Annotated in this window: 11 protein-coding genes; 6 read left to right on the forward strand and 5 right to left on the reverse strand. The window is 68.2% G+C overall.

Annotated features, from left to right (window positions below):
* Nucleotides 1-150: 150 nt before the first annotated feature.
* A complete protein-coding gene (locus APT59_RS18740; RefSeq protein WP_059316244.1) occupies nucleotides 151-594 on the forward strand; it encodes a thiol-disulfide oxidoreductase DCC family protein in 444 nt (147 codons plus the stop codon).
* A 129-nt stretch (nucleotides 595-723) separates the two neighbouring features.
* Nucleotides 724-1,989 carry an Hsp70 family protein gene (locus APT59_RS18745; RefSeq protein ID WP_059316245.1) on the forward strand — a complete coding sequence of 422 codons (1,266 nt, stop codon included), beginning with the start codon at nucleotides 724-726 and terminating at the stop codon, nucleotides 1,987-1,989.
* A 79-nt stretch (nucleotides 1,990-2,068) separates the two neighbouring features.
* Here APT59_RS18745 and bdcA read toward each other — a convergent pair whose 3' ends face one another.
* Nucleotides 2,069-2,782 (reverse strand): SDR family oxidoreductase, encoded by a 714-nt coding sequence (bdcA, locus tag APT59_RS18750; protein WP_059316246.1) that lies wholly within the window; start codon nucleotides 2,780-2,782, stop codon nucleotides 2,069-2,071.
* A gap of 72 nt (nucleotides 2,783-2,854) precedes the next feature.
* Here bdcA and APT59_RS18755 point away from each other — a divergent pair, with 72 nt between their 5' ends.
* The 3 genes from APT59_RS18755 to APT59_RS18765 all read left to right on the forward strand — a co-directional run bounded on the left by APT59_RS18755 (nucleotide 2,855) and on the right by APT59_RS18765 (nucleotide 5,128).
* Complete coding sequence (locus APT59_RS18755; RefSeq protein WP_059316247.1) at nucleotides 2,855-3,448, forward strand: TetR/AcrR family transcriptional regulator; 594 nt, start codon at nucleotides 2,855-2,857, stop codon at nucleotides 3,446-3,448.
* A gap of 208 nt (nucleotides 3,449-3,656) precedes the next feature.
* The gene (locus APT59_RS18760; protein ID WP_059316248.1) at nucleotides 3,657-4,106 is read left to right on the forward strand and encodes a GyrI-like domain-containing protein; all 450 of its coding nucleotides are present in this window, start codon (nucleotides 3,657-3,659) and stop codon (nucleotides 4,104-4,106) included.
* Between the two features lie 116 nt (nucleotides 4,107-4,222).
* Nucleotides 4,223-5,128 carry an NAD-dependent protein deacetylase gene (locus APT59_RS18765; protein WP_059316249.1) on the forward strand — a complete coding sequence of 302 codons (906 nt, stop codon included), beginning with the start codon at nucleotides 4,223-4,225 and terminating at the stop codon, nucleotides 5,126-5,128.
* Here the strand turns inward: APT59_RS18765 and APT59_RS18770 are convergent.
* The 3 genes from APT59_RS18770 to APT59_RS18780 all read right to left on the reverse strand — a co-directional run bounded on the left by APT59_RS18770 (nucleotide 5,055) and on the right by APT59_RS18780 (nucleotide 11,275).
* Complete coding sequence (locus APT59_RS18770; RefSeq protein WP_059316250.1) at nucleotides 5,055-6,200, reverse strand: acyltransferase family protein; 1,146 nt, start codon at nucleotides 6,198-6,200, stop codon at nucleotides 5,055-5,057. The genes APT59_RS18765 and APT59_RS18770 overlap by 74 nt on opposite strands.
* Before the next feature lie 309 nt (nucleotides 6,201-6,509).
* The gene (locus tag APT59_RS18775) at nucleotides 6,510-8,942 is read right to left on the reverse strand and encodes a glucan 1,4-alpha-glucosidase (protein WP_059316251.1); all 2,433 of its coding nucleotides are present in this window, start codon (nucleotides 8,940-8,942) and stop codon (nucleotides 6,510-6,512) included.
* Between the two features lie 101 nt (nucleotides 8,943-9,043).
* Nucleotides 9,044-11,275 (reverse strand): FUSC family protein, encoded by a 2,232-nt coding sequence (locus tag APT59_RS18780; RefSeq protein WP_082696390.1) that lies wholly within the window; start codon nucleotides 11,273-11,275, stop codon nucleotides 9,044-9,046.
* A gap of 164 nt (nucleotides 11,276-11,439) precedes the next feature.
* On the opposite strand from APT59_RS18780, the gene APT59_RS18785 reads away from it, so the two are divergent.
* Entirely contained in the window at nucleotides 11,440-12,369 is a 930-nt protein-coding gene (locus APT59_RS18785; protein ID WP_059316950.1) for a LysR family transcriptional regulator, read from the forward strand.
* Nucleotides 12,370-12,372: 3 nt separating this feature from the next.
* Here APT59_RS18785 and APT59_RS18790 read toward each other — a convergent pair whose 3' ends face one another.
* Nucleotides 12,373-12,906 (reverse strand): cytochrome b, encoded by a 534-nt coding sequence (locus APT59_RS18790; protein WP_059316252.1) that lies wholly within the window; start codon nucleotides 12,904-12,906, stop codon nucleotides 12,373-12,375.
* Nucleotides 12,907-12,979 lie beyond the last annotated feature (73 nt).

Below are 12,979 nucleotides of genomic sequence, written 5' to 3' on the forward strand. Positions count from 1 at the left end.
GACCTCGCTCATTGATTGCGTACAGTGCCGTCATCCGGCGTCTCTGATTCCGACTCGCCACAGGGCGCCGTTGCGCTTACCGTTCGGCGGAAAGCGCAACGGCTGCCCCGCCTGCCGGTCCAGATAGGCAAGACCACTGGGAAGACCACGATGCAAGCACCCCGCCTGCCCCTGACCCTTTTTCACGATGGTGCCTGCCCGCTCTGCGCTCGCGAGATCGCCTGGCTGCGCCGCCATGCCGATCCGAGTCGCCTGCACCTGGTCGACCTGGCCGCACCGGACTACCAGACCCAGGCACCCGCCGATGCCCCGCCACGCCAGGCCATGCTCGATCTGCTCCACGCCCGGGATGCCGACGGCCGCTGGTTCAAGGGCCTGGACGCCACCTACTGGAGCTGGCGCACCGCTGGACTGGGTCGCTGGGCCCGACCGCTGGGCTGGCGGCCGCTGCGACCCGTTCTGGAACTGGGCTATCGACTCTTCCTAAAGCTGCGCCCGGGCCTGACCTGGCTGCCGCATCCGGAGGGCAGCCGGCGTTGCCAGGATGACGTCTGTACCCTGGACGAGCCGCGCGAGCCGCCGCGCAAGGGCTAGCGCCGCTGCTCTCCCGCCATCGCCCGAGTCCTGAAGAGGCGCTCGTTGACCCTGCTGGCATCCGGCCAGGGTTCGCCTGCTCGCGCGTCTCGGCTAAACTGCGCGGCTGCTCGCGTTACGGATCCTGACATGTCTGCTGCTCTACCCGCCCGCGCCCTGGGCCTCGACTTCGGTACCTCCAACTCCACCGCCGGCTGGCTCAGGCCTTCGGGCGAGGTCCTGCTGGCCCTCGAAGAAGGCAAGGCCACCCTGCCCTCGGTGATCTTCTTCAACGCCGAGGAACGTCGCCCGGCCTATGGCCGCCAGGCACTGCACGAATACCTGGAAGGCTACGAGGGCCGCCTGCTGCGTTCGCTCAAGAGCCTGCTCGGCTCCAACCTGCTCAAAGGCGAGACCAGCATCCTTGGCAGCGCCCTGCCCTTCACCGAGGTGCTCGGCCTCTTCCTCGGCACCCTCAAGCAACGCGCCGAACAGCAGGCCGATCGCCCCTTCGACGCCGTGGTACTGGGCCGTCCGGTACATTTCGTCGATGACGATCCGGTGGCTGACCAGGAGGCCGAGGACACCCTGGCCACCGTGGCGCGCCAGGTAGGCTTCAGCGACATCTCCTTCCAGTTCGAACCCCTTGCCGCCGCCTTCGACTACGAGCGCAGCATCGAGCGTGAAGAACTGGTGCTGATCGTCGACATCGGCGGCGGTACCTCGGACTTCTCCCTGGTGCGCCTGGCACCGGAGCGCCGCAACCTGGCCGACCGCGCCGGCGACATCCTCGCCACGGGCGGCGTGCATGTCGGCGGTACCGACTTCGACCGCCAGCTGAGCCTGGAAGGGGTGATGCCGCTGCTGGGCTACGGCAGCGCCATGAAGAGTGGCGCCACCATGCCCACCAGCCACTACATCAACCTGGCGACCTGGCACACCATCAATGCCGTCTACGCCAAGAAGAGCGTGCTGGCCCTGCGCGACATGAGATACGACGCCCAGGACACCCGCTGCATGGACCGCCTGTTCAAGCTCATCGAGCAGCGCGCCGGCCATTGGCTGGCGATTCAGGTGGAAGACGCCAAGATCGCCCTGACCGATGACTGGCGCCGCACCCTGCGCCTGGATCGCATCGAGACCGGCCTGGCGGCGGATTTGGAGCGCCCGCTGTTCGACGCCGCCATCGCCCTGCACCTGGAGCGCCTGAGCCGCGGCGTGGACGACCTGCTGGCCCATGCCGAGCTCGATCCGGCACGGGTCGACAGCCTGTTCTTCACTGGCGGCTCCAGCGGCATCCCGGCCCTGCGCCAGGCCCTGGCCAGGCGCTTCCCGGGCGCCCGCCTGGTGGATGGCGACCGCTTCGGCAACATCGGCAACGGCCTGGCCATCGAGGCGTTCAAGCGCTACGGCTAGCGCTTTTGCGGCGACAGGTTCCTGGCGAGCGGATACCGTCTGGGTTCAACCTCTCAGACGGCGACTCGCCCGGGGACAATCAGGCGCCGAAGGCGCCGTCGATGGTGTGCATGGCGCCGGTGACGAAGCCAGCCTCGGAGCCGGCCAGCCAGGCCACCATGCCAGCCACTTCCTCGGCGCTGCCGTGGCGCTTGATCGCCATGAAGCTGTGCATCAGCTCCTTCATGGGGCCATCGGCCGGGTTCATCTCGGTATCGATGGGACCCGGCTGCACCACGTTGACTGTGATGCCGCGCGGTCCGAAATCCCGCGCCAGGCCGCGGGCCAGGCCCTGCAGGGCGGATTTGCTCACGGCATAGGCGGCCAGGCCGGGGACCGGCATGCGATCGCCGTTCACCGAGCCGATGACGATGATCCGCCCGCCCGCCGGCATCTGCCGCGCGGCTTCCACCGCCGCGTGATAGGGCGCCTGCACGTTAATGCTGAACAGGCGGTCTACGGCGTCCGGATCCTGTTCCAGGGCATCGCCGAAGAGCGCCACGCCGGAATTCACCACCAGCACATCCAGGGGGCCGCTGTCGCGGACCCGGGCGATCACGGCATCACGATTGGCACTGTCGGTCGCCTCGGCGATGCTGCCCGTTTCCGCGGCCAGCGCCTGGGCGGCGTCCTTCGAGCTGGAATAGGTGAAAGTCACCCGGGCACCCTCGGCGGCGAAGCGCCGCACGATGGCCGCGCCTATGCCGCGACTGCCGCCCAGTACCAGCACCTTCTTGCCTGCGAAATTCGTCATGAGCCTGCCTCCTGATTAATATAGTGAATGCTACAATAATCGTCCCCCGCCCTCTGTCAAAGAATTTTTGTAATGAGTACTACAATTAAATCCACCGCTCGCGGCCGGCCGCGTCGCTTCGATCCGGACGAGGCGGTCGCCAAGGCGCAGCGGCTGTTCCATGAAAGAGGCTATGACGGTGTGAGCGTCGCTGATCTGACCCAGGCACTCGGGATCAATCCACCCAGCTTCTATGCAGCCTTCGGCAGCAAGAGCGAGTTGTATCTCAAGGTGCTGGCGCGCTATGTCTCGAACGGCGCCCTGCGGCTGCAACAGATCCTGGAAGCCGACCAGCCGTTGGTCGTCGCCCTGACCCAGGTCCTGGAAGAGGCGGCGCGCAGCTATGCGGCCGATCCGCAGGCCGTCGGCTGCCTGGTGCTGGAGGGAACCCACTGCGACGATCCCCAGGCACGCGCGGCGGCGAATGGCTACCACCAGGCCGCGCAGGAGCTGATCCGCGCCAGCATTGCCGCACGCCAGCCGCAGCAGGCGCAGGAACTGGCCGATTTCGTCGCCACCACCATGGCCGGACTCTCCGCCAGTGCACGGCACGGCCAGAGCCTGGAGCGCCTGCTGGCCAGCGCGCGCCTGGCTGGTGTTGCCCTGGCTCAAACGCTTCCCGCCTAGAGCTGAACCGCTACCCGGCTCCAGGTCATCGCAGCCGTTGCCCTGACTGAGTTCCAGGTCAAGGCGACTGGCATGCCCAGGATGGACGGGGACGGTAGCTCGGCTAGGCTGCGACCATTGGCCCAGCCAGGTTATGCCCTGCCCTGGCTGACCGCGAGGCGCCGCTGGAGTAAGGTGGCGGCCTTCATTGCATCTTCGAGAGAGTCTCATGTCGCTGGAAATCGTCGACCATCCCGCCCTGGAAGTGACCGGCCTGCTGTTCGAGCCTGGCCAGGGCGAAGACATCGCCGCCCTCTGGCGGCGCTTCGCCGACCGTGCCGGGGAAATCACCGGACGTGAAGGCGAGGCCGAATGGTATGGCCTGAGCTGGCGTCAGGCCGGCGCCATGCATTACCTGGCCGCCGTGGCCACGGCGCCGGGTACGCCGCTGCCCGCCGGCATGGTGCGTCAGGAACTGCCGGAAGGCCGCTATGCCCGCTATGTGCACCTGGGCACAGCGCCCAGCGTGGCCAAGAGCCTGGGCCGGCTGTTCGCCGAACTGCTCCCCGCCCGCGGGCTGCAACCGCGCCCGGGTGCCTGCTTCGAGCACTACACCGAGGCCTTCACGGGCGTGGATGCCCAGGACTCGCAGATCTACATCTACGTCCCGGTGTTCTAGCAAGGCTGCCTTCGGGCGGAGCGCCGCACGCCGGACAGGACGTTCGTCAGCTGCGGCTTGCCTCCCGGCATAACCCTTTCCAAGCTGGGGATATCGCCCGCAACCCCAGGTGCCCGATGTCCCTGCCCGAGCTTCAGTCCTTTATCGCCCGGCACGAGCGGATCTTCCTGCTCACCGGTGCCGGTTGCAGCACCGATTCCGGCATTCCCGACTACCGCGACCGCGACGGCGCCTGGAAGCGCCCGCAACCGGTCACCCTGCAGGCCTTCGTCGGTGACGAGCTGCTGCGCCGCCGCTACTGGGCGCGCAGCCTGATCGGCTGGCCGCGCTTCTGCCAGGCGCGGCCCAATGCCACCCACCAGGCCCTGGCGGCCCTGGAGCGGCGCGGCCAGGTGGAGATGCTGCTGACCCAGAACGTCGATCGGCTGCACCAGGCCGCCGGCAGCGAGGCGGTGATCGACCTGCACGGCCGCCTCGACCAGATCCGTTGCCTGGGTTGCGAGATGCGCCTGCCGCGCCAGGAATTCCAGCAATGGCTGGGCGAACTCAATGGCGACTGGCTGCAGCTGGACGCGGCTACCGCGCCGGATGGCGATGCCGATCTGGAAGGCGTGGACTTCATGAGTTTCCGCGTGCCCGATTGCCCGCGCTGCGGGGCTCTGCTCAAACCGGACGTGGTGTTCTTTGGCGAACACGTGCCCGGCGCGCGGGTGGAGCGCGCCTTCGCCCACCTGGGCCGCGCCGATGCGCTGCTGGTGGTGGGCTCGTCACTGATGGTCTATTCAGGCTTTCGCTTCGCCCAGGCAGCGGCCCGCGCCGGGCTGCCCATCGCCGCCCTGGGCTATGGCCGGACCCGGGCGGACGAGTTGCTGACCCTCAAGGTGGAAGACTCCTGCGCCAAGGCCCTGGCCTTCTTGCTGGAGCATCCCGGCGCGCCATCGACCTCGCTCAAGCCGGCACTTCGCGACGCTGCGGGGCTCGTCCCAGGTGCATCAGCGGACGTTCGATCCAGCAGTAGCTGAGCATCGACAGCAGGCAGGCGAGTACCAGCACCGGCGGCAGCAGCGCCATGAAGCCGAGCGTGCCCAGGGTCTCGACCGAACCCAGGTCGAGCAGGGTGAAGAGCCCATAGAGCAGCAGGCCGTGGGTGAGATAGAGGCTGTAGCTGATCTCGCCGAGGACCTTGAGGCCACGACTGCGCAAGAGGCCGAAGAGGTCGTTGCCGGCGGCCATGGCGGCGAAGGGCAGGGCCAGCGCCAGCATCTGCTTGAGGCTGTAGTCCGGCTGCAGCATGGCGTAGCCCACCAGCGCCAGCACCAGCACCGCCACCAGGGGCGTGCGCAGCCGCGCCAGCAGCGCCGGCCGATGGACCTTGACGAACACCGGCAGGAACCCCAGCAGGAACAGCAGGCCGAAGCGGGCGCCCAGCACGTGATAGTGATAGCCGGCGGCGACCAGGCCGCCCACCATCAGCACCGAGACCAGCAGCGGCAGCCCGAAGCCGCGACGATTGAACAGTGCGGCGATGATCGGCAGGGCCAGATAGAACAGCGCCTCGTAGCGCAGCGTCCAGTGGGCGCCGGCGGTCATCCAGCCGCTCTCCTCCAGGCCGTTGAGGCTGAAGCCGGAAAACAGCTCCCAGCTGAGCAGTTCGAGCATGAAGTGCTGGCCGTCGGCGATGACGAAGTGGGTGCGGATCAGGGTGAAGAGCACCACCACGGCCACCACGCAGAGATACAGCGGCATGACCCGCAGCACCCGCGAACGGAACAACTCGCCCCAATTCGGCGTGCGCCGGTAGACCTTCCCGAAGAACAGGTAGCCGGTGATCATGAAGAACAGCGAGACCGGTACCACGCCCATGTTGTAGAGCAGGTCGCTGTCGGGTTCGCGCCACTGGCCCTCGGCCTTGAGGTGATAGGTCAGCACGAAATGCAGGCAGACCACGGCAGTGGCGAGGATGCCGCGCAGGGCATCCAGCGGTGAGGAACGCGCCAGGGTCTCCTGGGTGAGCAGCGGGCTGCGGCGCAGGGCGAAGGCCAGCAGCACCAGGGTACCCAGGTAGAGGGCGATGGGTAGAGCGACGTCAGTCATATCCGTGACCTTTGTTGGCGGAGCCAGAAGAGGCCTGCCCCCTGAGCGGACGGGCGCTCGCCGGGACAGGCACGCAGGAACAGCGACAGCCGGGCACGCTACCGCGCGGTACGCGACCGTGGGCAGGAAGACCGGAAGAAGGAAAGGAACCGTGCGAGCGGAAAGATCCGCCCGCTTCAGGAAAGCCTGAGAACGCCCATCAGACAAGTCTTGTTACAGGCGTTCCCTGGACAATGCCGTTTCGTTGCAGCGGATCAGCAGCCCTGGCACGCGGCCTGACGGTCGCGCGCCGTTCGTCGGATCCTTTGCTCAGGGCGCCAGTGCCCGCGCCACCACCGGGTAGTGATCCCATACCTGGCCATCCGCCATGGAGCGCAGCAGCTTCACGTATTCGGCGTGGGACCAGGCCAGGGGGGTGGCGGAATCGGTGCCCTGCCCCATCTGGTAGCCATGGCGCCGGTTGTCACCCACGCCATCCCAGACCTGCTCGGGCAGCATCAGGCCGGCGTTGGCGAACAGCTCCAGGCCGCGAACGTAGGTGTCACGCAGCTTGCCCAGCGCCGCCGGGTCCGGCTTGCCCTGCAGGGCCAGGCGTGCCAGCTCGTAATGGCCGCGCTCGCCGGTGAAGATCGGCCAGACCCGGCCACGCAGCCCCGAGTTGGGCACCGGCTGCTCGGTGGCCGGGAAATTGATGCCGGAGCTTTCGCTCTCGCCATAGCCGTCGTTGCCGTAGCGCCGCCAGCCGGGGAAGGTGCCGGTGACGCCGGGATACTGGAAGCTGTACTTGACCCGCAGATTCTCCGGCAGGCCTTCGTCGTCCAGCACCGCCAGGCTTTTCTGTACCAGGGGATCGCTGGCCGGTCGCACGCCGTAGCGCACCAGTTCGAGGAAGCCGGCGTCCAGCACCTGGTCCTCCGGCAGGCCCGGACGACTGTTGTTGTCCACCAGCTTGCCCTTGTCGTTGGGATCGTCGTTCTGGGTGATGCGCAGGTAGTAGTTGCCGGCGCCCAGGCTGCCCTGGGTGGTGACCATGGTCTTTTCGACCTGGCCGGAATAGCGCCGGGCGGTCTCGCGGTAACGGCTGGCATTGGCCTCGTCGCCGGCATGGCGCGCCAGCTCGCTGGCGGTGGCGAGACCGGCGATCACCGCCGCGGTGGTGGATGGCGAATAGCCCCACTGCTCTTCCCAGCGTTCCTGCTGGGTCTGCGGCGGCTTGACCTGCCAGGTGTTCCAGCCCAGGTTGACCTGGCTGTCACGGGCGAGGAAATCCGCCGCGGGCCTGAGCATGTCGCGGTACCAGCGGTCGATTTCGGCGTCGCCGAGAAGGCCACCCTGCCAGAGGCGATAGCCGAGCATGATGGGCATGGCGGTCTGGTCGAGTTGCACGCCGACCCACTCGATGGTGCCGTCGACGTGGGTCTTCTGCAGGAACCAGCCGGTGGCGCCCGGTGCCCGTACCTCGTCGCCCTGTTTCTGCTGATGGATGAAGGCGGAGCTGTCGGCCGGCTTGTGCGCGGTATTGGCATCCACCTGCACCTGCTTGAGGTAACTGAAGGCGACCTTGGGCGTCTGCCGGTCACCCAGCGCCAGCAGGGCCATGGCGCACTGGTAGAAGTCCCGTGGCCAGACCGCCTTGTAGCCGGTGGTGCCCTTGCCCGCCGGCACCGTTTCACCCCAGGGATTGGACAGCGAAGCGATCAGGGCGCCGGCGTGGGTCTTGTCCTCCTGGGCCTTGAGCACCAGGGCGCTGGCATTGAGCAGCTTGCCGCCGTCGCCGGCCTGGGCCTGCAGGCGCGGCAGCTGGTCGAGGCCGGCCAGGTAGTCCTGCCAGCCGATGGCGTCGCCCTCGCCGTTGTAGTGGGCCAGCACCTTTTGATAACCGCGGGCCAGGGTGGCATCGGCCGCCGCCTCGGCCTGGCGCGGATTGGCGCCGAAGCCCACCACCACGTCCAGGGTGGTCTCGGCGCCCTTGAGCGGCAGCTTGGCCAGCATGGCGACGTTGCCGGCCTGGTCGCCGGTGCTGCTGTAGATCTGGGTCAGCTTGCCGTTGCGGCGCAGGTCGTCGAGGCCGTCGGAGCTGCCGACGAAACCTACGGTAGGCGTCTGCAGCGGCTGGCTGGCCTTCACCACCAGGGCGTGCTCGCCTTCGCTGGCGTAGAGCACCCCACCCTTCACCGCGGCGCGGTCGTGGCTGCCGCTGTTGGCCAGCGCCGGATCGACATAGAGATAGGGCTGGATGCGTGGGTCCTGGCTGCGAAAAATGACACGCATGACCAGGGTATCCTGGTCCGGGTCGGTGAAGACGTGCTTCTCGATCTCGTAGCGCCCCTGGCGGTCGCGGTTGACGATCTTGTAGGCCAGCGAGGTGGGCCGGCCGGCGGCATCGGTGGCCAGGTATTCGATGCGGCTATCGGTGTCGTCGCGCTCCAGGTGGGTGAAGTCGGGCCCGCGGATCACCAGCTGCATCTCGCGCAGCTGCGCCTCGTGGATGAGACCCTGCATGGTCTCGGTGACCACGCCCTGGGCCAGGGAGAACCACACCCGCGAGACGCGGCCGGTGCTGGCCTGGTCGCTGTAGGCGCCGTCGCGATAGGCCTCGTAGCTGGTACCGATGCCGGTCTTGCCGGAATAGGACCAGAAGGGCGTGGCACCGGGGGCGCCAGGGGCCTCCAGGGCAAACGCCAGGGGGGTCAGCAGAAAACTGGCGGAACAGAGCAGCGGACGGACGAAGCGGACGGGCATGGGCAGGCGGGCCTTGTTCTGGTTGTGCCGAAAGTCGCATGGCAGAGGGCCTGACGGCCCTCCCCGTTCGTAAGCCTAGCCAATATTTCCAGAAGCGCTGCTCAGCCTTCGTCCCGCGCCGGTGGCCGGGCCGGCGGCAGGTACCCGGCCAGGGGCGAATCCGGCGCCAGCAGCGAGGTGCGGATGAAATGCAGGTAGCTGGCGATACGGCGCAGCGGTGAGCGATCGAAGTCGCCTGGATTGGGCTCCAGGTGGCGCTGGGCCTGGTGCGCCAGGGTGATGGCGTGGTCCACGGCCGTGAGGGCGCGAACCAGGTTGGCGGCGTCGGGCTTGCGGAACAGTCGCACCAGCGCCCGCCCCAGGGCGCGAATGGCCAGGCGCCAGGCGCGTTCTTCGCGATACCAGGGCAAGGGTGGCAGCGCGGCCTGCTCCAGGCGCAGCTCGATGATGGCGTGGCCCAGCTCCAGACTCAGGAAGGTCCAGCGCAGCAGCCGACGCTGCACCTCCGGCTGGCCGACGGTGAGCACCTGCACCTGGTTGAGCAGATCGCGCAGGCCGGAATCGAAGCGGCCACTCAGACCGGCCAGGGGCGCCCCGATGGCGTGGACCAGTCGCTCGCGCAGGGCATCTTCCAGCCGGCGCCAGACCCAGGGCTGGCTGGGCGGCAGGAGCACGCTGACGGCCACCACCGCCACCGCGCAGGCCACCCCGTAGGCCAGGTAGGTGTTGCAGAAGACATCGGCGTCGTAGCGCGGCAGATTGCCCGGCAGCGCCGCCGAGCAGAACCAGACCATCAGCCCGGTGCCATAGCCCGCCAGCCGCGGTCGAGTGATCAGCCAGGCACCGGCGGCGAACACTGGCATCAGGACCAGCAGCAACAGGGCGAAGCCGTCGATCCAGGGCAACACCTGGAATTGCAGCAGCCCACCGGCCAGGGCGCCGACCAGGGTCCCGCCGGCCAGTTGCAGGCAATAGCGGCGCGGATCGGCCGAGGTGGAGGCCAGCGCCGAGATCAGCGCCACTGCCAGGGTGCAGGCCGCGCCACTCGGCCAAGCGGTCTCGATCCAGAACAGCCCCACGCCCAGTACCACCAGGGCGCTGCGCAGCCCGGCCATCCAGGCCACCGCGCGACTGGCCAGGGGCGTGAAGGTCTCCCGGGGTGTGGGTGTCGTACTTGCCGGCGCCTCAAGTGCCAGCTGGGCGCCAAGCAGCAGGTGCAGATCCTCGGCGAAGCGATAGAGCAGTTCGGCGGCGGTGTCGTAGTCGAGCCGGTCGGCCTGGGTGGCGGGCGCGGTCCGGATCAGCTGCTGGCGGCCACTGCGGATCGCGGCCATCAGCGTCTCGCGCTCCGTGGCCAGGCGTTCACTGAGGCGGCGCAGGTCACGCTCTTCCGGCAGGCGACCCAGGGCCGGCGCCAGGGCGGCGGCGATCAGCCCCAGGGCGGGCGCAAGCGCCTGGCGTACGGCCGGGGGCCGATCACTCAGGCGATCGAGCAGTTGGTAGAGCGCGTGGAAACGGGTGTTGAGCAGCATGAGGCGATTGCCCAGGGCGGCCAGGCGTCCGCTGCGTCGGCGCAGATAGGGTTCCTCGAAGACACTGGCGCTGCGCAGGCTTTCGAAGCCCACGGAGTCGGCAGCGAAACGCGCACTGAGCCCGGCGAAGCGTTCGCCGTCGAGCTGGCCCAGCAGACCGTCATGGGCCATGGCCAGGAAATCGCGCAGGCGCTGGGCCAGGGTCCGGCGCAGGACGCCACGGGTGGTCTGCGGCAGGATCGCGACACTTACTACCCCGGCGCAGCAGATGCCCAGGGCAATTTCCAACAGACGCCACACCGCCTGCAGAAAGGCGCCCTGGGGCTGGGCCACCGCCGGCAGCCCCACCAGGCAGGCGGTGTAGCCGGCCAGCAGGAAGCCATAGCTGCGAAAGTCGCGATAGCGCGCCGCGCCCCGGGTGCAGTAGCCGATCCACAGCACCAGGGCGCCGAGCAAGAGCACCCGCTCCTGGGCGAACAGGGCGATGGCGGCGACAGTGAAGGTGAGCCCGGCGAGACTGCCCAGGATCCGGTAGAAACTCTTGGCCAGCACCTGGCCGCTCTGCGGCTGCAGGACGATGAACACGGTGACCAGCACGGTGCTCGGTTGCGGCAGTTCCAGGCGATAGGCCAGCCACAGGGCCAGGGTGGCAGCCAAGAGCGCCTTGGCGATGAAGGCCCAAGTCTGGCCATCGGTACGGGCCCATTCGCGACCGGCGCGGCGCCAGGCGTTCAGGCTGGGCCAGCGTCTAGGAGGGGAAGCAGTGGGATGCCGCGCGAAGAGCGGCGAAGCGAAGGGCATGGTGGGCAACGACGGGAGCGACCGGAGGGGAGGAGGCACAGCGCCTCGGCGGCCATTCTAGAAAGCCCGCCCCACGGCGATTAAGTCGGGTGTGACGGCAAAGAGCGTTAACCAACGGGCGGGTAATGGCCCACAATGCCTCTTTCCACCGCCCTGCCCCGCCCATGGATCATCTCTTCAATCTGCGCGCCTTCGCCTGCGTGGCCCAGACCGGCAGCTTCACCGCCGCCGCGCGCCAGCTGGAACTCACCACCGCCTATGTCTCCCGGGCGGTCAGTCAGCTGGAGCAGCACCTGCAGACCCGGCTGCTGCATCGCACCACCCGCCAGTTGCGCCTGACCGACGCTGGCGAACGCTACCTCACGCGCTGCCAGCGCATCCTCGCCGACCTCGACGAAGCCGATGCCGAGGCCCGTCACGCCCTGGCGGTGCCGCGCGGGAGGCTGCGCATCCACACCATGACCGGCCTCGGCCAGCACTATCTGATCCAGAGCCTGGCCGGCTATGCCGAGCGCTATCCCGAGGTGGACCTGGACCTGCAACTGACCAACACCTTTACCGACATCCTCAAGGAAGGCTACGACCTGTCGCTGATCCTGGCTGCTGGCCTGCCGGATTCGGCCTTCCATTCGGCGCATTTGGGCAGTACCCATAGCGTGCTCTGCGCGGCGCCTGCCTATCTGGACCGCCAGGGGCGCCCGGCCATGCCCGCCGACCTTACCGGGCATCGCTGCCTGCGCCTGGTCAATCGGGCCATGGCGCCGGATCGCTGGCTGCTGGAGGGTCCTGAAGGGATAGCCGAGGTGGCGGTGGATCGGCCACCCTTCCAGGTCAACACCGCCGATGCCCTGGCCGAAGCCGTGGCCAGCGGCCTGGGCATCGGCGCCCTGCCGCTGTACGCCGCGGTCGCCGGCCTGGCCAGTGGCCGCCTGCAACGCGTACTGCCCGGGCACCGGCTCTATGCCCTGGACATCCATGCGCTCTATCCGTCGCGGCGCTTTCTCGACGCCAAGATCCGCACCCTGGTCGACCACCTGCGCGAGACCCTGCCCGCCCTGCTGGAACACGATCGGCTGCTGGTGGAAGGGGCCTGACGCTTAAGGCCGCTGCTCGGGCAGCATCCGCTCCAGGGTGCCATCACGGCGGATCGCCACATGCCAGACCACCGCCGCCACGTGCAGCATCACCAACCCATAGACGGCGAACTGGCCAGCCACATGGATGCGATTGGCGAGGATGCCGAGGGCTTCATGGCGAGGAAAACCGGGCAGGGAAAAGAGCCCGAACACCGGCACCGGCTGTCCCTGCCCGGCCATCAGGTAGCCGGTCACCGGCATCATCAGCAGCACGGCGTAGAGCAGGCCGTGATTGAGCCCGGCGAGCAGCCGCAGCAGGCGACCGTCACGGGGGTTGGCCGGCGGCGCCGGATGCCGCCAGCGCCAGGTCAGGCGGATCAGGATCAGCAGGAACACCGAGATCCCGGTGGATTCGTGCAGCAGATACCAGAGGGTCCGCACCGGCCCAGGTGGAAAGTTTTCCGCCACCCAGACGAAGGGCAGCAGCAGGCACAGCAGCGCGACGGTCAGCCAGTGCAGCGCCTGGGCGAATCCGGTATAGCGGGCGACGGCCATGGGCAGCTCTCTCCAGCAGAGGTATCCCGATAGTGCCCTAAGCGCAGCGACAATGCCGCTACGCCGGGGGACC

Origin of the sequence: Pseudomonas oryzihabitans (genome assembly GCF_001518815.1) — a bacterium.
GTDB classification, from domain to species: domain Bacteria; phylum Pseudomonadota; class Gammaproteobacteria; order Pseudomonadales; family Pseudomonadaceae; genus Chryseomonas; species Chryseomonas oryzihabitans_E.